23 protein-coding genes are annotated in these 22,189 nt (G+C 43.5%); all 23 read right to left on the minus strand.

Annotated features, from left to right (window positions below; all coding sequences use genetic code 11):
• Positions 1–20 precede the first annotated feature (20 nt).
• Complete coding sequence (proS, locus tag ACFP56_RS00725) at positions 21–1,469, minus strand: proline--tRNA ligase (protein ID WP_379230033.1); 1,449 nt, start codon at positions 1,467–1,469, stop codon at positions 21–23.
• 9 nt (positions 1,470–1,478) lie between these two features.
• On the minus strand, positions 1,479–2,741 hold the full coding sequence (gene rseP, locus ACFP56_RS00730; protein ID WP_379230035.1) for an RIP metalloprotease RseP: 1,263 nt from the start codon (positions 2,739–2,741) through the stop codon (positions 1,479–1,481).
• An 84-nt stretch (positions 2,742–2,825) separates the two neighbouring features.
• A complete protein-coding gene (locus ACFP56_RS00735; protein WP_379230037.1) occupies positions 2,826–3,965 on the minus strand; it encodes a 1-deoxy-D-xylulose-5-phosphate reductoisomerase in 1,140 nt (379 codons plus the stop codon).
• Positions 3,966–3,979: 14 nt separating this feature from the next.
• Positions 3,980–4,774 (minus strand): phosphatidate cytidylyltransferase, encoded by a 795-nt coding sequence (locus ACFP56_RS00740; RefSeq protein ID WP_379230039.1) that lies wholly within the window; start codon positions 4,772–4,774, stop codon positions 3,980–3,982.
• A 29-nt stretch (positions 4,775–4,803) separates the two neighbouring features.
• Positions 4,804–5,568 (minus strand): isoprenyl transferase, encoded by a 765-nt coding sequence (locus ACFP56_RS00745; RefSeq protein ID WP_379230041.1) that lies wholly within the window; start codon positions 5,566–5,568, stop codon positions 4,804–4,806.
• 79 nt (positions 5,569–5,647) lie between these two features.
• Positions 5,648–6,202, minus strand: a complete 555-nt coding sequence (gene frr, locus ACFP56_RS00750; protein ID WP_379230043.1) for a ribosome recycling factor — start codon at positions 6,200–6,202, stop codon at positions 5,648–5,650.
• Positions 6,202–6,930 carry a UMP kinase gene (gene pyrH / locus ACFP56_RS00755; protein ID WP_379230045.1) on the minus strand — a complete coding sequence of 243 codons (729 nt, stop codon included), beginning with the start codon at positions 6,928–6,930 and terminating at the stop codon, positions 6,202–6,204. The genes frr and pyrH overlap by 1 nt, the downstream gene beginning before the upstream one ends.
• 104 nt (positions 6,931–7,034) lie before the next feature.
• Complete coding sequence (tsf, locus tag ACFP56_RS00760) at positions 7,035–7,685, minus strand: translation elongation factor Ts (RefSeq protein WP_379230047.1); 651 nt, start codon at positions 7,683–7,685, stop codon at positions 7,035–7,037.
• A 105-nt stretch (positions 7,686–7,790) separates the two neighbouring features.
• On the minus strand, positions 7,791–8,489 hold the full coding sequence (rpsB, locus tag ACFP56_RS00765) for a 30S ribosomal protein S2 (RefSeq protein WP_379230049.1): 699 nt from the start codon (positions 8,487–8,489) through the stop codon (positions 7,791–7,793).
• Positions 8,490–8,664: 175 nt separating this feature from the next.
• Positions 8,665–9,264 (minus strand): hypothetical protein, encoded by a 600-nt coding sequence (locus tag ACFP56_RS00770; protein ID WP_379230052.1) that lies wholly within the window; start codon positions 9,262–9,264, stop codon positions 8,665–8,667.
• Entirely contained in the window at positions 9,257–9,853 is a 597-nt protein-coding gene (locus ACFP56_RS00775; protein WP_379230054.1) for a DUF6115 domain-containing protein, read from the minus strand. The genes ACFP56_RS00770 and ACFP56_RS00775 overlap by 8 nt, the downstream gene beginning before the upstream one ends.
• 18 nt (positions 9,854–9,871) lie before the next feature.
• Positions 9,872–10,189, minus strand: a complete 318-nt coding sequence (locus ACFP56_RS00780) for a hypothetical protein (RefSeq protein WP_379230056.1) — start codon at positions 10,187–10,189, stop codon at positions 9,872–9,874.
• Between the two features lie 23 nt (positions 10,190–10,212).
• Complete coding sequence (locus tag ACFP56_RS00785) at positions 10,213–11,613, minus strand: DUF342 domain-containing protein (RefSeq protein ID WP_379230058.1); 1,401 nt, start codon at positions 11,611–11,613, stop codon at positions 10,213–10,215.
• Positions 11,614–11,629: 16 nt separating this feature from the next.
• Positions 11,630–12,415, minus strand: a complete 786-nt coding sequence (locus ACFP56_RS00790; protein ID WP_379230060.1) for a FliA/WhiG family RNA polymerase sigma factor — start codon at positions 12,413–12,415, stop codon at positions 11,630–11,632.
• A gap of 4 nt (positions 12,416–12,419) precedes the next feature.
• Positions 12,420–12,878, minus strand: coding sequence for a hypothetical protein (locus ACFP56_RS00795; protein ID WP_379230062.1), 459 nt, complete (start codon positions 12,876–12,878; stop codon positions 12,420–12,422).
• Positions 12,879–12,880: 2 nt separating this feature from the next.
• Entirely contained in the window at positions 12,881–13,375 is a 495-nt protein-coding gene (locus tag ACFP56_RS00800; protein ID WP_379230064.1) for a chemotaxis protein CheD, read from the minus strand.
• The gene (locus tag ACFP56_RS00805) at positions 13,372–13,995 is read right to left on the minus strand and encodes a chemotaxis protein CheC (RefSeq protein ID WP_379230066.1); all 624 of its coding nucleotides are present in this window, start codon (positions 13,993–13,995) and stop codon (positions 13,372–13,374) included. The genes ACFP56_RS00800 and ACFP56_RS00805 overlap by 4 nt, the downstream gene beginning before the upstream one ends.
• Before the next feature lie 3 nt (positions 13,996–13,998).
• Positions 13,999–14,460 carry a chemotaxis protein CheW gene (locus ACFP56_RS00810; protein ID WP_379230069.1) on the minus strand — a complete coding sequence of 154 codons (462 nt, stop codon included), beginning with the start codon at positions 14,458–14,460 and terminating at the stop codon, positions 13,999–14,001.
• A 12-nt stretch (positions 14,461–14,472) separates the two neighbouring features.
• Complete coding sequence (locus tag ACFP56_RS00815; protein WP_379230071.1) at positions 14,473–16,536, minus strand: chemotaxis protein CheW; 2,064 nt, start codon at positions 16,534–16,536, stop codon at positions 14,473–14,475.
• Between the two features lie 31 nt (positions 16,537–16,567).
• Positions 16,568–17,863 carry a protein-glutamate methylesterase/protein-glutamine glutaminase gene (locus ACFP56_RS00820; protein WP_379230073.1) on the minus strand — a complete coding sequence of 432 codons (1,296 nt, stop codon included), beginning with the start codon at positions 17,861–17,863 and terminating at the stop codon, positions 16,568–16,570.
• 22 nt (positions 17,864–17,885) lie between these two features.
• A complete protein-coding gene (locus ACFP56_RS00825) occupies positions 17,886–18,749 on the minus strand; it encodes a MinD/ParA family protein (protein WP_379230075.1) in 864 nt (287 codons plus the stop codon).
• Positions 18,742–20,148, minus strand: a complete 1,407-nt coding sequence (gene flhF, locus ACFP56_RS00830) for a flagellar biosynthesis protein FlhF (RefSeq protein ID WP_379230078.1) — start codon at positions 20,146–20,148, stop codon at positions 18,742–18,744. The genes ACFP56_RS00825 and flhF overlap by 8 nt, the downstream gene beginning before the upstream one ends.
• The gene (gene flhA, locus ACFP56_RS00835) at positions 20,145–22,175 is read right to left on the minus strand and encodes a flagellar biosynthesis protein FlhA (protein ID WP_379230081.1); all 2,031 of its coding nucleotides are present in this window, start codon (positions 22,173–22,175) and stop codon (positions 20,145–20,147) included. Before flhA ends, flhF begins: the two co-directional genes overlap by 4 nt.
• Positions 22,176–22,189: the final 14 nt, after the last annotated feature.

A 22,189-nucleotide genomic window follows, 5' to 3' on the forward strand; every position in this document is an offset into this window, starting at 1 on the left:
CTATGTTACCATATCCTCTATTAATACGCTCTAGCAAAAATAACCGTGTGCTTGGCTTCAGCGTTGCATACCAAGCAGTTAGATTTATGTGTTTCCGGTTCAAATGGAATGTTACGGCTCGTTGCTCCCGTCTCTTCCTTCACCGTTTTCTCGCATTGCTCAGAGCCGCACCAGCCTGCTTCAACAAAGCCGCGTTTTTTCTCCATCGCTGCCTTCATTTCTTCCAAGGTATCGACAGAGTAAGAGTTTTCTGCACGGAATTGTTTCGCACGATCAAACATCGCCTGCTGCGTCTCATCAAGCATTTTTTGAACCTCTTCCACAAGCTGATCCTGAGCTACGACACGCTTTTCACCTGTAATGCGAGATACAAGCACGACTTGTCCATTATCCATATCGCGAGGACCTAATTCCAGGCGAAGCGGAACGCCTCTCATTTCATACTCATTGAATTTCCAGCCAGGACTAACGTCAGCACGATCATCCACGCGTACACGTACCCCAGCTTGCTTAAGCTGTGCATACAGCTCATCCACACGAGCGACTACCGCATCACGGGTTTTGGCAGGTCCGATCGGAATCATAATGACTTGTGTAGGCGCTACTTTAGGAGGAAGTGCTAGTCCGCGATCATCCCCATGCACCATAATGAGTGAGCCAATTAGACGTGTGCTGACACCCCAGGAAGTGGTATGGCAGTACTGCAGCTCGTTGTTGCGATCCAAATACTTAATATCAAATGCAACAGCGAATTTGTTGCCCAGATAGTGGGAAGTACCTGCTTGAACAGCACGACCATCTTTCATCATCGCCTCAATCGAGTACGTATTGACTGCACCAGCAAAACGTTCAGAAGGTGTTTTCTCCCCTTTAATAACAGGAATAGCCAGTACCTCTTCTACGAACTGTGTATAGATTTCCAGCATTTGGCGTGTTTCCTGACGCGCTTCCTCTTCCGTCTCATGCGCAGTATGACCTTCCTGCCATAAGAATTCACTTGTGCGAAGGAAAGGCAGCGTACGTTTTTCCCAACGGACAACGTTTGCCCATTGGTTAATGAGCACTGGCAGATCACGATAGGATTGAATCCACTTCGAATACATATGTCCGATCATCGTTTCAGAGGTAGGACGAATCGCCAGACGCTCCTCAAGCACCTCTCCCGCCGCTTCAGTCACCCAAGGGAGCTCAGGATTAAAGCCCTCTACATGATCCTTTTCCTTCTGAAAAAAGCTCTCGGGAATGAACATTGGGAAATAGGCATTGCGATGACCCGTTTCTTTAAAACGGCGATCAAGATCGCGCTGAATATGCTCCCAAATTTCGTAGCCCTCCGGACGAAATACGATACATCCGCGAACAGGAGAGTAATCCATTAATTCCGCTTTTTTGATTACATCAATATACCATTTAGAGAAATCCTCAGATTGAGGCGTAATCTCCGTTACAAATTGTTTATCTTTAGCCATGAGCAGCTCTTACTCCCCTCGAATTAATCTTGCAATATCATTATAGGTAACAACGAGCATGAGAAGCATTAACAACGCAAACCCGACAAAATGAACAAGGCTCTCCTTATTCGGATTAATTGGTTTTCGACGAATTGCTTCAAGACCTATAAAGATTAAACGGCTGCCATCCAATGCAGGAACAGGCAATAAATTGAATATCCCTAGATACAAGCTTAGTGTCGCAGTCCAGCTCGTAAGCTGTACAATACCTTGTCTTGCGATTTGGCTTGTTATTTCCGCTGTTCGGACTGGACCGCCAAGATCGTCCAGTTCTACTTGCAATGTAACGAGCATCTTAATACCATCCATAATCAGTACAGTCATTTCTTTCATTAGCGTAACACCGCCAGTAAACGTCTCACCAAGCGATGGCGTACGTGTACCGTACATCGGGGTCACACCAATTTTCCCTTCTCCCTGTTCGTTAGGAATTGGAGTGATGGTGACTGTTTGCTGGCTGCCATTACGGATAATATTTAGCGTAATCGACTCATTAGGATGCTCTGCAATAATATCAATCATTTTGTAGACATCTGTGCCGATTTGCTCGCCATCAACAGCAGTAATTACGTCTCCTACTTGCAGGTTCGCCTCGGCTGCAGGCATGTTTGCTGAAAGCTCGCCAACCTGAATATTATCTCTAACTCCCGCCATTTGCACATAAACGAGAAACAAAACGAAAGCTAGAATAAAATTCATCAGCGGACCAGCAAATATAGCCATTGCCCGCTGTCCAACTGTTTTGCTTCCAAATTGACGATCAATCGGAGCAATTTGCGTTTCACCGCCTCTAGCGATGAGATGCGCTGAAGGATGCACGGCGTATTTTTCAACTTCGCCTTCAACATCAAGATCGATATGTAGATTGCGCTCTAGATCAATTGATACAACCTCGCCGCGCAATACGTCCTTACGCTCGTCTAGGCGATCCAGATAAATACGGTGTACGATGCCGTCCTTCAGCCTTACGGCGACGGTCTGGCCTGGCTGTACCTCGACAATTTCAGGGTCCTCGCCAGCCATGCGAACAAAGCCGCCGGCAGGGATCAGCCTTAATGTAAATCGTGTTTCACCTCGTTTAAAGGAGAAAACTTTAGGCCCAAAGCCGATTGCGAATTCACGAACAAGAATTCCTGCCCGTTTCGCGAAAAAATAATGTCCCCATTCATGAATGGTTACGATAACGAAAAACACTAGCACCGTTAAAAACACTGTTTGTATCATTTGCATATGTGTGAATAGCCTCCTATCGTTACGGCCTGTACATAGATTATCATTATTCCACTATGCGACACAAGAGAACTAGATTAAAGACTAAATCTTTGAAGCAATCGCTCTAGCTTCTTGATCTACCGCAACAATAGCTTCGATTGAATCGACCTTGCAGTTGTTATGCTTGGAAAGAACAGCCTCTACAACATGTTCAATTCCTAGAAATGAAATTTCACCCTTTAAGAAGCGGTCAACAGCAACCTCATTCGCGGCATTATATACTGTTGGAGCTGATAGTCCAGCCTTGCCGCACTCAAACGCCAGTCTAAGCATCGGATAGCGTTCAAAATCGATTGGTCGAAAATTCAATTGCCCAATACGTGACAAGCTTAACCTGTCAACATTGCTCGCAATCCGATCTGGATAAGTTAACGCATATTGAATCGGCACTCTCATATCAGGCAGGCCGAGCTGAGCGATCACACTAGAATCAACAAATTCTACGTATGAATGAATGATGCTTTCTGGGTGAATAACGACCTCGATCTGATCATAGTTAACATTGAACAGCCAGTGCGCCTCAATCACTTCAAGCCCCTTGTTAGCCATCGTTGCAGAATCAATCGTAATTTTGGCTCCCATCGACCAATTCGGATGTTTCAACGCCTGCTCAACGGTTACATTCGTCAGCTGCTCTCTTGAATAATCGCGAAATGAGCCGCCAGAGGCAGTTAATGTAATACGCTCAATTTGCTTCACTGACTCACCATTCAAGCATTGAAAAATAGCGGAATGCTCGCTATCAATTGGAAGAATAGTAACCCCTTTGTCTTGTGCCAGCTGCATCACAAGATGACCTGCCGTTACTAGTGTTTCTTTATTAGCAAGTCCGATATGCTTGCCTGCATGAATGGCTGCAATCGTCGCAGGCAGTCCACGACTGCCCATAATCGCGGTTACGACCATCTCTGCGTCCGGAGCAGTCGCAACCTCCACTAGACCCTCTTCACCGTATACAACCCGAATAGAAGCGGGCAGAGAGGACATTAGCTGCTCTGCAAGCTCCTTTGTTGCCACACTTACGAGCTTCGGTCTAAATTTTTCAACCTGCTGTTTCAGAAGCTCAATATTACTTCCAGCAGAGAGCGCAACAATTTCAAATTTATCTGAATGCTGATCAACAATATCCAATGTTTGCGTTCCAACTGAACCAGTTGATCCTAGTAATGAGATTTTCTTCAATTGACTCCCCCCACTTACAACGGTATGAGATGAGTGAGCACAAGAATTGGGAACACGATGATCCAGCTATCCGTTCGATCAATAATGCCTCCATGACCTGGCAATAAATTCCCCATATCCTTAATTCCACGTACACGCTTATAGGCAGATTGCATTAGATCGCCTAATTGACCCGCAACTGCAGCTACCAAGCCTAATAAAACTGCTCGCCATAGCTCGATAAATTCAGGAGCAATCAAAGCGAACAACAGTGCAACGATAATCGAACTGACGACACCACCTATCGCACCTTCTATTGTTTTATTTGGACTGATTAGCGGCCATAGCTTGCGTTTTCCAATAAGACGTCCAACAAAGTAAGCGCCGATATCGCTCGCCCATATCGAGCAAAACGCGATAAAGCTCCACCATAAAGCATGCTCATCCATTAATCGTACATTGATCATTGCAGCAAAGCCGATTCCTAGGTAGACTGTGCCTAAGAACGTAAGTGCTACCTCATCAATCGTAATTTGATTTTTGGTAAGCACCGTCAATGCAAGCATAGCGAACATGAGCAGCCATATAATCGTTATGTCGCTCAGCCAGCTAATGCCATACCAGTCGAACGGTACAACCAATGCAAGCAGGCCAATTAGCGCCGCAATATGTATAGGGCTTTTCCAGCTGATTTTGTTCATTCTGGAAAACTCAAACATCGCAATCGACGCCATCGCAACAATTAATGCCGCATAATAATGCCCGCCCAGGATCATTAGTCCTAAAAAGAGAGCACCCGCCAGAACACCAGTAACCAATCTTTGCTTCATTGCATTACTCCACCTCTAATGTGATGAGGCTACACTCCGCCAAAACGTCGTGCACGCCGCTGATATTCTTGGATTGCTGCCATGAAATGTGCTTCCGAAAACTCTGGCCAATAAACATCAGTAAAATAAAACTCACTATAAGCAAGCTGCCAGAGCATAAAGTTGCTCAAACGAATTTCCCCACTCGTTCTAATGAGCAAATCCGGATCCGGCATTTCCTTGGATTGCATATAAGTCGAGAACAAATCCTCATTAATATGATCAACCTGCAGCTGTCCGTTTTGTACCTGCTCAGCTACAGCCTGCACTGCTTTAATCAGTTCCAATCTTCCGCCATAATTCAATGCAAAATTAAGTACAAGTCCTGTATTATTAGCGGTACGGCTCATGGCATCTTCAACTGCTTTTCTAGTATGAGGAGGTAGCTGATCCTTATCCCCCATCATACGTACCTGTACATTGTTTTCCATTAACTCTTCGATTTCAAGCTCTAAAAATTGTTGAGGCAGCTTCATTAAAAATTCCACCTCATCCTTTGGTCGCTTCCAATTTTCAGTAGAAAACGCGTAAAGCGTTAAAAATTTCACACCGAGATCATTGGCAGCGATCGTAATGCGCTTGACTGTTTTCATGCCCGTATGATGTCCTGCAATTCGAGGCAATCCCTTATGCTTTGCCCATCTTCCATTGCCATCCATAATAATGGCAATATGTTCAGGTATATTATCTGGCTGAATTGGCAATGTAGCTTGAGAGTCCGTTTCCCCTTTTTTAGACCATAGTCGTTTTAACATTAGGCTCCCCCCCAGCAAAAATCCTAGAAACATCGCTATTTACTGAAAGAACCCCACCTTAAGGAGGGGCCGCTCTTCATTAAACTTCCAATATTTCTTTTTCTTTTGTTGCTAGTACTTTATCACTCTCAGTGATGTATTTATCGGTAAGCTTTTGAATTTCATCCTGATAACGTTTGGATTCGTCTTCAGAGATTTCTGATTTCTCCAGCTTTTTAATGCTGTCATTCGCATCACGACGGATGTTGCGGATTGCTACTTTCGCATCTTCAGCGATTTTTTTAGCTGTTTTTACGAGTTCAACGCGGCGCTCTTCTGTCAGCATCGGTACCGTTAGACGGATCAAGGTACCGTCATTGGATGGTGTTAAGCCTACATCTGATTTCAAAATAGCACGTTCTATTTCAGCTAGCGAAGATTTATCCCAAGGCTGAATGATCAAGGTACGAGAGTCTGGTGTTGTAATATTCGCTAATTGATTTAAAGGAGTTTGCGCTCCATAATATTCTACTTGAATACGATCTAACAGTGAAGGACTTGCTTTGCCTGCGCGCAGTGTGGAAAAATCACGTTTCAAGGCTGCGATTGCTTTTTCCATACGCTCTTCTGCAGATTTTTTAATCGCTTGTGGCATTACTTTCCACTCCCTTTCACAATTGTACCAATTTTCTCACCAAGTACCACACGTTTGATATTTCCGTTTTCTGTAATCGAGAATACGATTAACGGAATGTTGTTATCCATACACAGTGAAGAAGCTGTAGAATCCATAACGCCTAAGTTACGGTTTAGCACATCTAAGTATGTTAGTTCTTCAAATTTTTCAGCTGAAGCATCTTTGAACGGATCTGCTGAATATACGCCATCTACTTTGTTTTTAGCCATCAGGATTACTTCTGCTTCGATCTCGGCAGCACGAAGCGCAGCTGTCGTATCGGTGGAGAAGAACGGATTGCCTGTACCTGCAGCAAAAATAACGACGCGTCCTTTTTCAAGGTGACGAATTGCACGACGACGAATGTAAGGCTCTGCAATTTGCTGCATGGCAATTGAGGTTTGAACACGAGTTGGCACATCAATTTGCTCCAATGCGTCTTGCAATGCCAATGAATTCATAACAGTAGCTAGCATTCCCATGTAGTCTGCAGTTGCACGGTCAATCCCTTTTTCAGTACCGGCAATTCCGCGCCAAATGTTGCCGCCCCCAACTACAATAGCCACTTCTACTCCTAGTGCAACTACCTCTTTCACTTGACTAGCAATTGAAGAAATAACGGATGCTTCAATACCATAGCCTTCTTGACCAGCTAGCGATTCACCACTAACCTTCAATACGATGCGTTTATATACTGGATGTTCCAACTTTTTTACCTCCATCTTACACCTCTTGCTTAGAGGCATTCAATTATGTTCCATGATACACGTAAGGCGGGGCAGAAGCCCCGCCCCTCTTAGTTGAGTTCGGATTAACGTTTAACTTGAGCCATAACTTCTTCAGCGAAGTTCTCAACTTTTTTCTCTAGACCTTCACCAAGCTCGAAGCGAGCGAAACGACGGATGGAGATATTTTCACCAATAGTGCTGATTTTTTCATTTACAAGTGTACCGATTGTTTTGTCCGGATCTTTAATGAAAGACTGCTCAAGTAGGCAGTATTCTTCATAGTATTTAGATATACGGCCTTCTACCATTTTCTCAACGATGTGAGCTGGCTTGCCTTCGTTAAGTGCTTGTGCTTTAAGAATTTCTTTTTCTTTTTCAAGCTCTTCAGCAGGAACTTCTTCACGACGAACATATTTAGGGTTAGAAGCTGCGATGTGCATTGCTACATCTTTAACAAACTCTTTGAATTGATCTGTTTTACCTACGAAGTCTGTTTCACAGTTAACTTCAACTAGAACGCCGATACGGCCGTTGCTGTGGATATAAGCTTCAACAGCGCCTTCTGTTGCAATACGACCAGCTTTATTCGCTGCAGCCGCCAAACCTTTTTCACGAAGGTGAGCGATCGCTTTATCGATATCGCCGCCAACTTCTTCAAGAGCTTTTTTGCAATCAAGCATGCCTGCTCCAGTTCTCTCACGTAGTTCTTTTACTGCACTCGCATTTACTGCCATGTAAAAAACCTCCTAAATGTTGTATATCTAATTTTGTTCAAAAAAAGGGTAGTGAGAGGTTTTCACCATCTGACCACCCTTTGTTGTTTATCCAGTCATGCGTAATTAAGCAGTTGTTTGCTCGCCTTGGTTAGCTTCAACGATTGCATCAGCCATTTTAGCTGTAAGCAATTTAACTGCGCGAATTGCATCGTCATTACCAGGAATAACGTAGTCAATTTCGTCTGGATCACAGTTTGTATCAACGATACCTACAATTGGGATACCCAATTTGCGTGCTTCTGCTACTGCGATACGCTCTTTACGAGGATCGATAACAAACAACGCACTTGGAAGCTGTCTCATGTTTTTGATTCCGCCTAGGAACTTCTCAAGACGCTCTTGCTCTTTTTTAAGAAGGATAACTTCTTTTTTAGGAAGAACTTCGAACGTACCGTCTTGCTCCCATTTTTCAAGCTGCTTTAGACGATCGATACGTTTTTGAATTGTTTGGAAGTTAGTAAGCGTACCACCCAACCAACGTTGGTTGATGTAGTAGTTTCCACAACGCTCAGCTTCTTCTTTAACAGAATCTTGAGCTTGTTTTTTTGTACCAACAAAAAGCACTGTGCCGCCATCAGCAGCAACAGATTTAATAAAGTTGTAAGCTTCGTCAACTTTTTTAACTGTTTTTTGTAGGTCAATAATGTAAATTCCGTTTCTTTCTGTGAAGATATAACGATCCATCTTTGGATTCCAACGACGAGTCTGATGACCGAAGTGAACCCCAGCTTCTAGTAGCTGTTTCATAGAGATAACCGCCATGATCTGCACCTCCTATTTTGGTTTATTGTGTCCTCCGCTTCTCGCATCTTGCACTACCACCTGTACCGAGTACAGGCACCGATAGCCCAATTGAAAAACGTGTGTTTTTAACACCGTGATCTAATATACCACAATGGACTTTCAGAAGCAAGCTATTTGAAAAACAATTTGTCTCTTATTGAATAAGTGTTAGTCCTTTTGTAGCTATTTGTTCATTGGCCTCGATTTCTGTCAATGGCTTACTAGTAAAGAGTGTGCGAAAGTGCTCAAGCTCGGTTGGTCCTTCGATATAGAAAAAACCAGCTCGTATAGAAACATCGTTGTTCTTGAAATATTGAATAAACTGTTCGCGATTGTCGATGATGCTGTTCTCCGCCAATCGCGCAGCTGTTTCAGTGATGGTGTCACCAGGATGAACCCGATAAATGTATCCTACTTTCGGAGGAGTTGCCGCCTCGGGTGCTGTCACACGATCCGTCTCGACGGGCTCAATTGTTGGTGTTTGCGGCTGAGCAGGCGGGGGATCTGAAAGAACGTCTCCATCAGTCTCAGGGGCTTCTGGTGCTTGCGGAGAAACGTCAGGTGCTGACTCCAGCTCTTCTGATTCCTCTACAAGTGATGGTGAGGGTGATGAAGTTGCATCGCCGCTATTCATCTGCTGCTCAATGGCATTAAGCTGCTGCTTGCTCTTCTCACCAATTGAAAAAAGCTCAAGCAGCAACACACCGATGATAATGCCAATTCCGATTCCAAGTATAAATGATCGTCTATGCATGGCGAGTCTTCTCCTCCTGCATCGCGAGCTGCAAAATAAGTTGAACCTCACCTTTGTTTTTCCCTAGCTTTCGCGCAATTGTTTCAATGGATTTGCCAGCATGATGCATGTCCAGCAGCTCAGCGTACCGTTTCTTAATGCTGTCAGCCGGCCATTCTTCTGCCTCTTCTACTTCTGCTCCTACACCTTGTCCAACTTGCGAAGCTGTCTCACTCGTTGGAGATGCGAGAGCTTGCAGCTTCTCGGGTTGTGCGGTCAGCATTTGCAGCTTGGCTTCTAATACCGCAATCTGCTGAGCCAGCTTGGATAACTGTTCTTCAGCTTGAGCATTACGCTGCTCTAACCTTGCCAATGCCTCGCGCTTTACACGATCCTCTTCTCGCAGCTGCTGAAGCGATTGTGTAAGCATTTTAACAAGATCATTATGCTCTTGCTCCATATTGTTCATAAACTGCTCAAACGCCAGCTCCAGCTGCTCCATTTGAGCGCCTGAACCAGCGTTTTTCTGCTTTTCTGTTCCTCTTGGCAGCAAAAAGGCCGCTACTGCAACAACAGCTCCTAATAGTGCAACATATTGCCACGCCTGCATATGATCCCGCCTTGAAAATTATAGTCTAATATCTAAATGATGTCCTTTGTAAGGATGATCTGAAGACAGTTCATTCTCCTGCCCCTTGTCATCTTTGGCATTTCTCTTCTTGGAAGAGAATTGACCACTCCGATCCTTTTCCTGATCGCGTATTATGCCTTTTTCCGCTTCGTCAACGGCAGAGGTTTGTGTTCGTTTTTGCTCTGTTTCCTTCGCGACAGTAGATTCTAGATAAGTTTGCTCCATCGCCGGGCGATTCATCGCCTGCTGCTGCAAGTTGCTCAGCTCAGGAGCTCGCGGTACGGATAACTGGAGATTCAAGGGATTTAATCCCATTCAACTCACCCCTATTCCTATCGTTAATAATAAGGAACCATAACGATTTCACCGTCTTCATACTTAAATACGATGCTGCTCGTGCTATCTTTAATATAACGCGTGTAGCGGCCGATGACAATTTTCACCCCGCCAAAAACCTGATTTCGTATTGAAACCGTAGCTAATTCGCTATTTTCAAGCTGTTTTTCTATTTCCAGCATTCTTTCTTTTGCTTCACTCAATAATGCAGCAGATTGGCTTTTCGTATGAATCAACTTTTGCCTCATGGCTAAGCGATCCGGTGTTAATTTGCCGGAAGCAGCAAGCTGATCCAATATGACTAATGCTTTTTCCGTGCGATCCAGATTTTCTGCGTGCTCTTTAATCGCTGCGCGAAGCTGTACCTGTTCATCACGTTGTGTCGGATTTACACCAACTTCAATCGTAGTAGTGGTTGACATCGGATTACCGATTGTTTTAGCAGATACACCATCACCTGCTTGAATCACACCACCGACAATTAGTCCTTTAGAACCATCGCATATGACCTTTTGTCCGGCTTTTACGTTCGAGTGCAATATACTTTGCGTTACGATTACATCGCCGCCTGCTGAAATATTCGCGTCCTGTATAAAGGAGCACTTTATATTTTGTGCAGCGTTCACGACACCTTTGCCCGATGCCATAATGCCGCCAGTAATTTCAATGGAGCCGTTAGATGACATCTCCGCTCCTTCTACGCCACCTACAACCCTTATATCGCCTGCTGCCTTTACTTTAAATCCGGTAAGAACATTACCACGTATGACGACTGTGCCGACAAAGTCAATATTTCCTACACGGTAATCTACATCTCCTTTAACTTCAAAGACCGGAAATACGTTGATTTTATCTTTATCGGTTAAAGAAATAAGGCCGTCAATGGCAGAATACATCGAATCTCCTTCTCCATTAACGACAACATTTTTACCAACTTTAAACCGAGCAGGCTTGCCTAGCACCCCGGGTACAATATCTCCTGTAACTGTCATCCCGGACGATCCGACCTGCGGTGGAACAAGCTGAGCGATCAATTGGCCTTTCTTCACGTTATCCAGTTTCGTTACTTGCTTAAAGTCGATGATTGCTGATTCAGAATAATCATGCTCATCCTGTTTATGCTCGACATCAACAAACTCAACACGGCCGTCGATCCCTTTTCCGGGCGCACTGCCCTTGGCAACCTCTATCTTTTGATTCATGTAGCGAATCGGCTCTTTGCAGGCTAAGCGAATCTGATCATGCAACAATCCGTGGACAATTCCTTTTGAGCGTAGATAACTTTCCAGCTCCTCCTGAACATACAGCTCATCGTCAAAAATCGTTTTAAAGCTGATGTATGCAGCTAACTTATCCGGTGAAAGCTCTAAATTCACACTGGACTCAAATTTATTTATGTCCATCCTACTGCACCCCTCTCTACGAACGAAATAGTTCGGCTTTGTATTGCTCAAGCACCCCTCTTAACCGTTGAATCGCTTTTGAATGCAGCTGTGATATTCTTGATGGTGAAAGCGACATAACCTCAGCAATTTCACTTAAACTAAGATCTTCGTAATAGAACAATGAAATGACTGTACGCTCTTTTTCTGTAAGACGGTCAATTCCTTTCTCTAGGCTTGCTTTTAGAAAAACATCATCTACTGTTGATTCTGGACGTTTGGCTGACTGATCTATTAAAAGAGACATTCTCGTCTCTGATTCTTCCTCGCGTAATGGTTCTTCTAATGAAAAAACAGTTGAGATCGAAATGTCCTGCACAATTGCAGCAAACTCTTTTTCATTCAACTCTAAGTAATTACAAATTTCGGTATCTGTAATGGATCTCATATGTTTTTGCTCAAGAAATTGATATGCCTCTTCAATTTTTTTCGCTTTTTCTCTAACGGAACGTGGAACCCAATCGCCTTGACGCAATCCATCAATGATTGCTCCACGTATCCGCCATGATGCATAAGTTTCAAATTGTAGTCCACGCAAATAGTCAAATTTTTCAATGGCGTCTATTAGTCCCATAACGCCGTGACTTGCCAGATCTTCTTTTATTACATTTTTCGGTAAACCTATAGACATGCGATTGGTTACATAATCGACTAACGGCAAGTAATTTTCAATAAGATCCTTTTTTGCATCGATATCACCATGTTCACGCCATGCTTGCCAGAGTGGCAAATTGGTCAGATGTGAAGCTTTCTGATCTTTCATGGTCTCACTCTCCTGTTAGGTGACGTACTGCTTTTGTCAGGTCTGCTGCCTGCATATTTTCAGTCGATACAAGTCTGGTTGGTTTTAACGGTTGAAACTGTTCCGCCTTTGGATCGTTTTCAGCAGTTGGTGGCTTCACATCAGATTTCGGCTCGCCGGGTGCCATTTGCTTACGCAGCATCTCATTCAAATCCTCTTCACCTTCTGGTGTTACATAATCAACATTGGTTCCAGCAAGCGACGGTTCTTCCATTGAATGAATCGTTTCAGCATGGTCGTTATCCGATGCTAACAGTAAGCCGATTATATATCTTAAAGGATATGCCAACAGAAAAAAAGCAATGCATGCATAAAATCCACGCAATAATGAAACGGCCCATGGATTATTAGTTAGTCCAATAATAAATACGATAAGCAAGCCAAATAGTCCAAATCCTAAATTCCAACGCCAGTTTCCATACATTGTTAAATCTCCTTTATACCGTGCTGAACGCTGCGAATGCTAAGTACTCCATTACTGGAGTCCAGTTCAATCGTTCGTCCATAATTTCCTCCCGTGTCCTGTGACAGCAAAGGAATGCGATACTCCTCAAGCATCAATGCGCAGGATTCCACATTTCTTGGTCCAATACGCAGTGAATCGGTATGACCAGGCAAAGAGAACATTTGAGAGCCGCCTGCCATTTTTGCTTGCAATTTTGACGTAACTGCCCCGAGAGCCAACATACGCTTTATAAGCTCTGGAATAGCTGTATCCGCATATTTTGCTACATTAATAGGAGTTTCTCTTGCTATGCTAGATGATGGAAGCATAACATGAGCCATGCCAGCAATACGTTTCTCCGGATCAAACAACGTTATACCGACGCATGAGCCCAGTCCCGTTGTTTTAAGAAATTCACCATTGCTGGCAGTATTCAGGTCGGCCATCCCAACCTTTACTAGCTTTTCACTAATCATTCCAATCCTACTCCTAATGCACGGAAAATGGTTTCAAAAGAGTTTGGATCAGGAATAAGAAAGAAATGTCCTTCCAAAGCATTTTGGTAGTCCTCAAGAAAGCTAGTTTCAATAAGGAGTGCCGAGTCGCCCATCTCTCCATACTGCATTAATCCAAAGCTTAAAATCGCACCTGCCATATCCTGAGCGACAACTGGAACGGAAGGCTGCAGCTGCAGCTTCGTAAAATCTGCTAGCGAAGACAAATAAGAGCCTGCCAAAATATTTCCAATTTCACACAAGGTCGACATTTCCAACTCAGAATATGTGCCATCATCTAAATGCTCATTTGGCAGAAGCTGCTTCATTAACTGCAGAGCGTAATGCTCCTGCATAATGAAGAACATATTGCCCGGTGCATCCCCTTCGACACGGAGAAATACTGCAATGACGATTTGTTCCGATCCTCCTACCCGTTCGGCCACTTCCTCAAAGGGAAGCAGCCTTACGCTAGGCACTGACATATCGATCGGCTTATTGAGAAGTGTAGATAATGCGGTTGCCGCATTACCTGCTCCGATGTTTCCTACTTCCTTTAACACATCTATCTCAAAAGCCTTAAACCGGTTAAAGTTCGCCAATGTTTACACCTCTAACTGCTCTAGCTGCACGATTTCTGATAAATTAAGTACTTCAGATAGGTTTAGCATAATCAACAAGCGATCTTCACCAATTTTAGCAATTCCATCTAAGTATTTTGCTTGAATGCCTCCAACAATTTCTGGTGGTGTGTCAATGATGTCTCGATCCAGATCAATAACATCATTAGCGGAATCCACAATAAAACCAACTTCCATTTCGTTCACTGACACTACAATAATTCTAGTGTGCTCTGTTTCTTCTGTTTCAGGTAGATTAAAGCGTCCGCTCAGGTTAAGAACGGGAACAACAATTCCACGAAGATTGATCACACCTTTAATAAAGGAAGGCGTTTTAGGGACGCGTGTAATTGGCATCATGCGTTCTATCGTGCGTACTTTGTCAACCTCGATGCCATATTCTTCATTTGCAAGACCAAAAACAATAACTTTCAATTCTTCACTCATAGTAATCCCTCCTTATTTGATTAAAGCATTTGGATCAATAATTAGTGCTACCTGACCGTCACCTAAAATAGTTGCACCTGAAATACCAGATATATTCGTTAAATACTTGCCTAGTGATTTCAAGACGATTTCGCTTTGACCAATAAATTCATCGATAATGACAGCTGCCCATTTATCGCCTTTATGAATAACAATAATTTCGTGCTCTTCTTCATTTGCCTCACTATAATTCGGAGATTCAAATAAATCAGATAGCGAAATTACTGGAATTACTGCATTTCTAAATTTAATCATCCGATTTCCGTGAACTGTCAAGATGCTGGAGCGTTGAATAATCGCTGTTTCCACAATCGAAGACAATGGTACCGCAAACTTTTCATCACCCAGCTTAATCAGCATAGCAGATATAATAGATAGCGTTAGCGGAAGCTGAACAGAAAACTTCGTTCCTTTACCCTCAGCCGACGTTACGGAAACATTACCGCCAAGCGATGTGATTTTAGTACGAACAACATCGAGACCAACACCTCGACCCGAAATATCGGAAATGACATCAGCTGTACTGAAGCCTGGAGCGAAAATAAGATTGCTAATCTCATCGTTCGATAGCTTGTTAGCCTCTTCTGGCGTAACGATGCCTTTGCTAATCGCTTTTTCCAGCACTTTTTTGGCATTAATGCCTTTGCCATCTTCTTCAACCTCAATAAATACATGGTTGCCGCTATGGAATGCTCGCAAGTGAACTGTACCTACCTCTGGCTTGCCGGCAGCAATACGTTCGCCTACCGTTTCAATCCCGTGGTCCACAGAGTTGCGCAGCAAATGCACAAGTGGATCGCCGATTTCATCGATTACCGTTCGGTCAAGCTCAGTATCTGCTCCCGTGATAATTAGTTCTATTTTTTTATCCAACGACTTGGCTAGATCACGCACCATACGCGGGAAGCGGTTGAATACTGTATCCACTGGCACCATGCGGAGCTTTAGAACAATATTTTGCAGGTCCGAGCTGACCCGGGCCATATGTTCTACCGTCTCAATCAAGTCTTGACGCTTCACTTCACTTGCCAGTTGTTCCAAACGAACACGATCAATCAGCATTTCGCTAAATAAATTCATCAATGAATCCAAACGATCAATATCTACACGGATCGTACGGTTTGCAACTGGAGCGCCGTTCTTAGCAGGAGCCTTTCTTTGCTCACCCTGTGTGTTCGATTCTGATTCAGCAGATGCCTCTACTTTCGCAGGTGCTGGAGCCTCTGCAGCCGCTGCTGCTTGATTGCCTCCACTGGATAGCGTAGCTAGTGATTCCGCATCAAGCGGCAGCACCTCAACCGTTTCAATTTCTGAGATACTATTAATTTTCGCAGCAAGCTCATCTGCACTGACCGTGCTAATCGTAAACACTGTAAAGGAGCGGTCAAACTTTTCCTGCTCCAAATCTTCAACGGGTGGCTCTGATTTAATAACCTCGCCTGTATTTTCCAACACATCAAATACCATATAGGAGCGTGCCGCTTTAAGAACACAAGACTCGGTAAGCGTAACCTTGATATACAGCACTTGATGTCCACTTTCAATCGATTGCTTTAATACAGAGGACTGAAACTCATCCAGCAAGCCACCACTGTTACCTGAAGCTGTGGAGGTTCCCGCTGTCGCTGTACCTGTAGCTGGGGCTCCATTTTTATGTTCGCCCTTGACGATGCTAACGAGATTAGCAACGATATGGGATACGTCCGCCTTGCCTGTACCGCCTTGAATAACATCTTCTACCATTGATTCCAGCGCATCCAAGCCCTGGAATAGCGTATCGAATATAAAGCTATCCATTTTCAGCTTGTCGTTGCGCACTAGATCCAGTACATTTTCCATTTCGTGCGTAAGGGAAGCTAGGTCTTCAAACCCCATCGTTGCAGACATACCTTTAAGTGTATGAGCAGATCTAAAAATATCCTGCACGATAGAAATGTCTTCAGGTGCGCTTTCTAGTCTCATAAGATTATCATTCAACGCCTGCAGGTGATCATTTGATTCGTCAATAAACATTGATAAATAAGCATTCATATCCATAACATGACACCTCCTATAAGTATGTACTGCTTTAAACTCTCGACATGATTTTCATTAATTCAGGTGCAATGTGTGACAGAGGGAGCACCTTGCTAGCTGCGCCCAGCTCAATAGCTGATCTTGGCATGCCATAAACGACACAGCTTTCTTCTGCTTCGGCAATGGTTGCAGCTACGCCTTGGTCAGCCAGTTTCTTCATCCCTTGTGCCCCATCGCTTCCCATCCCTGTCATTAAAACGATGTATCGTTCAAGCTCCTGGAAATCTAGTAGTGATTCATATAGCATGTCTACTGATGGTCGATGACCGCTGCGAGGAGGCTCACTGCTTAACGAAATAACATATTGATCCTGCTGGCGTGAAACCTTCATATGATAGCCGCCAGGCGCTACATACGCTCTACCATTTTGCAGCTTCATGCCATCCTCTGCTTCACAAACATCCAGCTCACTGAACGAATCCAGACGCTGAGCAAGTGATTTTGTAAACCTTGGAGGCATGTGCTGAACAATAACTACCGGCGCGGCTAAATTAGCTGGTAAATGACTAATCACCTCATGCAATGCTCTCGGACCGCCAGTAGACGTTCCAATTGCAATGATTGAGGATATACTCCCTGTATTTGCTTTCGGCTTTAACTCTACTGCCTTTTGCTTAGGCTTTGGCTTTATTGAAGAATCAACAACTGTTGATTTCTGTTCAGCTTCCTCCTTAGCTTGTTTCTTAGGTAAAGCTGCTGATAAGTGGTCAAGCTTGCTTTCGTTTGCTTTATTCGAAGCGGCTGATTTTTTTGATGTAATCGTTTTACTTTTAATTTTATCATTTTTTAGGAGATTTGGCGCATTTTCTGTTGAAATATCTTGTTTTTTATTTTCAAATCTAGTAGCTGGTGCAATAGGCCTAGTAATAGATGTTCGTTTACGTGTCAGCATTGCAATTTTAAGCTTTTCAAGCAGCATTTCGCTTACGACATGTATATCCTGCGCCTTTGCTCCTACACCAGTCGGCTTGCGTATAAAGTCAAACGCGCCAAACTGCAGCGCTTTTATCGTATCTCTTGTGTTGGCCTCACTTATTCCTGAGAGCATAATTATCGGAATCTTATGCTTTTTCAAAATATGCTGAAGGGCATCGATACCATTCATTAGAGGCATTTCGAGATCCAATGTTATGACATCAGGCTTGGTTTGTTCAACGCTCGTGATGGCCTCGATCCCATTGACTGCTGTTGCGACAACAGTAAACTGTGGATCTTTCTCAATCAAATCAGAAATGATTTTTCTCATAAAGGCTGAGTCGTCCACAACCAAAACACGATATGGCTCCATATTATATCCTCCAATCACAGGATTATCTTGATCGCTTCAATAATTTATGTAAAAACCCTTTAATTCCAGTGGAAGAGCTTTGAGGCATATTAAGATATTCCATCGCAATCTGATTGATCGCGCGAGCAGCATTGCTCTCAGGAAATAGAATCATTAAAGGCACTTGTTTTTTAACGGCTTTTGAAACATGAGGGTCATCATAAATATAACCGATTGCTGGCAGCTCGATGTTCAAAAAGCGCTTCGTTACACTTGCCATATTGGTTGCAGTCCGCTCACCTTCTGCACGATCGCTTGAACGGTTAACTACAATTTTAAATTGTACAGTTTCATCTATCGAATTTACCATTTTAATTAGAGCATATGCATCTGTAATGGATGTCGGCTCTGGCGTCGTAACGACGATTGTTTCATCTGATGCTGTAATGAACTGGGCTGTTTCCTTCGACAACCCTGCACCGGTATCAAAAATGATATAATCATACTGCCCTTGAAGCTTTAAGATTTCTGTGCCGAATCGGGCTACTTCTTCATCAGATAATCGTATAAGATCAAGGAGGCCTGAGCCCCCTGCAATATAATGCAATCCTTCTGGACCTACACTAATAATATCCCATATCGTTTTTTCGTTTTTCACCAAATGGTACAGATTATAGCGTGAGCTCGTCCCCATAAGAACGTCTATATTAGCCATCCCAATATCTGCATCTATGACAAGAACTCGCTTGCCAAGACGCTGCATGGCTAGGCTAAAATTCAGGCTGAAGTTCGATTTACCTACTCCACCCTTACCGCTCGTAACGGAAATGAATTTTGTTTTTTCCTGATAGTGCTGGTCTGACTGCTGCTTTACTAATTGCCGTAATGCCTCTGCTTGATCATTCATGAGGTGGTTCTCCTAACAACAGCTCAATATATTTCTCTGTATGGAAAGGCGATATATCATCTGGTACATTTTGACCACTTGTAATGAATAGCGGCGTTAGTCCAAACATCAATACCATATTAAAAATCGCTCCATACACCGACGTCTCATCGAGTTTTGTAAAGACCACTTTTCTAATGCCATACTTGCTGAATTTTTCAGCAATGATTCTCATATCTGCAGTTCTGCTCGTCAAGCTTAAAACAAGTACAGACTCGCTTTGCTCTTGTTGAGGAAGCAAGCTGTTAACCTCTGAGACATGAAGATCACTTTTGAAATTCCGACCAGCTGTGTCCATTAAAATCAATTCAGTATGCTCTAATGAAGTTAATGCTCTTTCCAGCTCTAGTGGCGAAAACACGACCTCGAGCGGAATATTAAGAATATTGGCATAGGTGCGAAGCTGCTCAACTGCTGCGATACGATATGTATCAGCTGTAATCAAGCCTAGCTTTTTTCCTTCCTTAATTGAAAAGTTAGCAGCCAGCTTGGCAATGGTAGTTGTTTTCCCTACGCCCGTAGGACCAACAAACTGTACCGTATGCGTATTTGCTGAAACGACCCCGTGCTGATACGGCGTAAGCCATTCTAGCAATCGTTCCTTAGACTTACTCCAGACCGATTCAATATCGAGTTGCTCACCTCGTTCGATTTCCTCCTGGATTAATGCTTCAGACAGCATCTCAACCCATTGCTTGTCAAGCTCTTGTTCCTCTAATCTTGCTTGAAGTGCCAAAATCGCTTCCGAAGGCAGCGTTTCATGCTGACCTCCCTTTTGAGCCAATCGTACCATTTCTTGTCGCAAGTTTTTCAGCTCATTCACGATAAATTGCTCTGTGGAGGACATTGGCTTTGAAGCTTGCAGCACTTCTTCGTTATAAGCAAGCACCTTGCTTGATGGAGCAGGAAGCTTTTCCTCCTGAATATCCTGCTTTGCAGTACTTTGAGATTGTGCTTGCGTTGCTCCAACACTGTATAATCTTGAAGCAAATGATGCATTCGGATGATCCAGCTCCTTGATCTGTCCGTTTGCAGCAGTTGACGTACGAGTCGAGGCTGTTACTGCTGCTGCAGCACCTGCTTCCTCTGGCTTCGACTTTTTGGATGCTTTTAGAATTTGCTCAATTACAAGATCCACCTGCTCAGCGTCCAGCTTTTTCGAAGCACCTTTATTTCCCTGCTTTTCGGGTTGAGGCTCTACCGCAGCAAGCACTTCAAGTTTACGTTTGCGAAACATCCCCATGAAACCGCCAATTTTAACTTCCTTAGACTCAAGGATAATCGCATCTTTGCCTAATTCATTTCTAATTAGAGGGACTGCATCTGACAACGCATCTACGACATATCTTTTCACTCTCACAGATTAACCACCCCAACACTTTGTACTTCGATATTAGGCTCTAGCTCGCTATAGGATAAAATCGGTAAATCCTGCATCGTACGCGCAACAATCTGTCTTAAGTACATGCGAATGGTTGGCGAAGCAAGCACGATCGGCTGCTGACCAGATTGCAGCAGACGATTCACTTGTTCGGTCAGACGCTGATAAATTTGCTGTGATGAAACAGGATCAAGTGATACATAGCTGCCTTGATCGCTTTGCTGAACGGAATCAATTATTTTCTTTTCCAACTGCGCGCCAAGTGTAATGACTCTTAGTGATTGTCCATCAGGCGCATATTGATGCGTAATTTGTCTCGATAAAGCTTGTCTTACATACTCGGTTAATATATCGGTGTCCTTCGTGTACTGTCCGTGATCGGCCAGTGTTTCGAAGATCGTTACGAGATCGCGAATCGAAACCTTTTCCTGAAGCAACTTTGTCAATATCTTCTGTATATCGCCAACAGACATAACTCCTGGAATCAAATCATCAACCAACGCTGGATAGTTCGTTTTCACATTTTCGATCAACGCTTTCGTTTCTTGACGACCAATCAATTCATGAGCATGACGTTTTACAATTTCCGTTAAATGCGTCGCTACTACAGAAGGCGGATCGACAACCGTATAGCCGGAAAGCTCAGCACGTTCTTTCGTCATTTCATCAATCCAGATTGCAGGTAAACCAAATGCTGGCTCCGTTGTCTCAATACCATGGATGGAATCATCGTCAAACCCTGGACTCATGGCCAAATAATGATTCAATAACAATTCACCACGTGCAACGGTATTGCCTTTGATTTTGATTACATATTCATTCGGTTTAAGCTGAATATTGTCTCGAATCCGAATAACTGGAACAACTAATCCAAGCTCAAGCGCACATTGGCGTCTTATCATAATAATTCGATCCAGCAAATCTCCTCCCTGCTGTGTATCAGCAAGCGGGATTAAGCCATAACCAAACTCAAATTCAATCGGATCGACTTGTAGCAGGCTTATGACACTTTCAGGACTTCGAACCTCTTCAATTTGCTGTTCTTCAACAAGCAGCTCGTCCTGCTCTGCTTTTTTGAGCTGAGATCGACTAAGCAGGTATGCTCCGACGGCCAGCGCTATGGCGAACGGCCATGTACGCAATGGGCCAATTGGTGTTAGACCCAACAGGGCGATCGTGCCAGCAGCAACATAAAGCAGCTTAGGGTATTTGAATAGCTGACCTGTAATATCATCCGCCAAATTCCCTTCTGATGCTGAACGTGTCACAATTAGACCCGCTGCAGTAGAAATAAGTAAGGCAGGAATTTGGGCAACAAGTCCGTCACCAATCGTTAAAATGGTGAAGGTTGCAAGTGATTCTGTAAATGAAAGATCCCAATTCACCATACCGATAATAAAACCACCGATTAGGTTGATGATCATCATAATAATCGTTGCGATGGCATCACCTTTTACGAATTTACTCGCACCATCCATTGCACCGTAGAAATCAGCTTCACGCTCAATCGCAGAACGGCGATCCTTCGCCTCTTGTTCATTGATTAGACCAGAGTTCAAGTCAGCGTCAATACTCATTTGCTTACCAGGCATTGCATCGAGTGTAAAGCGAGCAGCAACCTCTGCCACACGCTCAGAACCTTTTGTAATAACAATGAACTGAACAACAACCAAAATTAAGAATACGATGAAACCTATTACAACTTCACCGCCGCCAACCCATTTACCAAAGGTTTCAATAACCTCTCCACCTGTGGCATGTGTCAAGATCATTCTTGTTGTTGAAATACTAAGCGCCAAGCGGAAAATAGTCGTTACTAGAAGAATTGCGGGAAAAATCGAAAAATCAAGGGCCGACTTCGTATTCATTGCAACAAGTAGTATGGTGATTGCTACCGTAATATTAATGATCAGAAGAAAGTCAATTAATAGAATAGGGAGCGGTACAATCATCATGAGAATAATACCGATAATTCCACATGTGATAATAAGCTCTTTTAATTTCATGATGTTCCCTCCCT

Source organism: Paenibacillus septentrionalis (assembly GCF_042659865.1).
In the GTDB taxonomy this organism is placed as follows: Bacteria; Bacillota; Bacilli; order Paenibacillales; family Paenibacillaceae; genus Pristimantibacillus; species Pristimantibacillus septentrionalis.

Bases quoted from the DNA above. Each gene is read 5' to 3' on its own strand.
- rseP (WP_379230035.1), bottom strand. From the start codon at position 2,741: ATGCAAATGATACAAACAGTGTTTTTAACGGTGCTAGTGTTTTTCGTT.
- flhA (WP_379230081.1), bottom strand. From the start codon at position 22,175: ATGAAATTAAAAGAGCTTATTATCACATGTGGAATTATCGGTATTATT.
- ACFP56_RS00790 (WP_379230060.1), bottom strand. From the start codon at position 12,415: ATGAAAGATCAGAAAGCTTCACATCTGACCAATTTGCCACTCTGGCAA.
- ACFP56_RS00785 (WP_379230058.1), bottom strand. From the start codon at position 11,613: ATGGACATAAATAAATTTGAGTCCAGTGTGAATTTAGAGCTTTCACCG.
- tsf (WP_379230047.1), bottom strand. From the start codon at position 7,685: ATGGCAGTAAATGCGAGTGCAGTAAAAGAACTACGTGAGAGAACTGGA.
- rpsB (WP_379230049.1), bottom strand. From the start codon at position 8,489: ATGGCGGTTATCTCTATGAAACAGCTACTAGAAGCTGGGGTTCACTTC.
- ACFP56_RS00770 (WP_379230052.1), bottom strand. From the start codon at position 9,264: ATGCATAGACGATCATTTATACTTGGAATCGGAATTGGCATTATCATC.
- ACFP56_RS00800 (WP_379230064.1), bottom strand. From the start codon at position 13,375: ATGATTAGTGAAAAGCTAGTAAAGGTTGGGATGGCCGACCTGAATACT.
- ACFP56_RS00775 (WP_379230054.1), bottom strand. From the start codon at position 9,853: ATGCAGGCGTGGCAATATGTTGCACTATTAGGAGCTGTTGTTGCAGTA.
- ACFP56_RS00810 (WP_379230069.1), bottom strand. From the start codon at position 14,460: ATGAGTGAAGAATTGAAAGTTATTGTTTTTGGTCTTGCAAATGAAGAA.
- proS (WP_379230033.1), bottom strand. From the start codon at position 1,469: ATGGCTAAAGATAAACAATTTGTAACGGAGATTACGCCTCAATCTGAG.
- ACFP56_RS00815 (WP_379230071.1), bottom strand. From the start codon at position 16,536: ATGGATATGAATGCTTATTTATCAATGTTTATTGACGAATCAAATGAT.
- ACFP56_RS00745 (WP_379230041.1), bottom strand. From the start codon at position 5,568: ATGTTAAAACGACTATGGTCTAAAAAAGGGGAAACGGACTCTCAAGCT.
- frr (WP_379230043.1), bottom strand. From the start codon at position 6,202: ATGCCACAAGCGATTAAAAAATCTGCAGAAGAGCGTATGGAAAAAGCA.
- ACFP56_RS00740 (WP_379230039.1), bottom strand. From the start codon at position 4,774: ATGAAGCAAAGATTGGTTACTGGTGTTCTGGCGGGTGCTCTCTTTTTA.
- ACFP56_RS00780 (WP_379230056.1), bottom strand. From the start codon at position 10,189: ATGGGATTAAATCCCTTGAATCTCCAGTTATCCGTACCGCGAGCTCCT.
- ACFP56_RS00825 (WP_379230075.1), bottom strand. From the start codon at position 18,749: ATGAATGATCAAGCAGAGGCATTACGGCAATTAGTAAAGCAGCAGTCA.
- ACFP56_RS00795 (WP_379230062.1), bottom strand. From the start codon at position 12,878: ATGTATGGAAACTGGCGTTGGAATTTAGGATTTGGACTATTTGGCTTG.
- ACFP56_RS00820 (WP_379230073.1), bottom strand. From the start codon at position 17,863: ATGGAGCCATATCGTGTTTTGGTTGTGGACGACTCAGCCTTTATGAGA.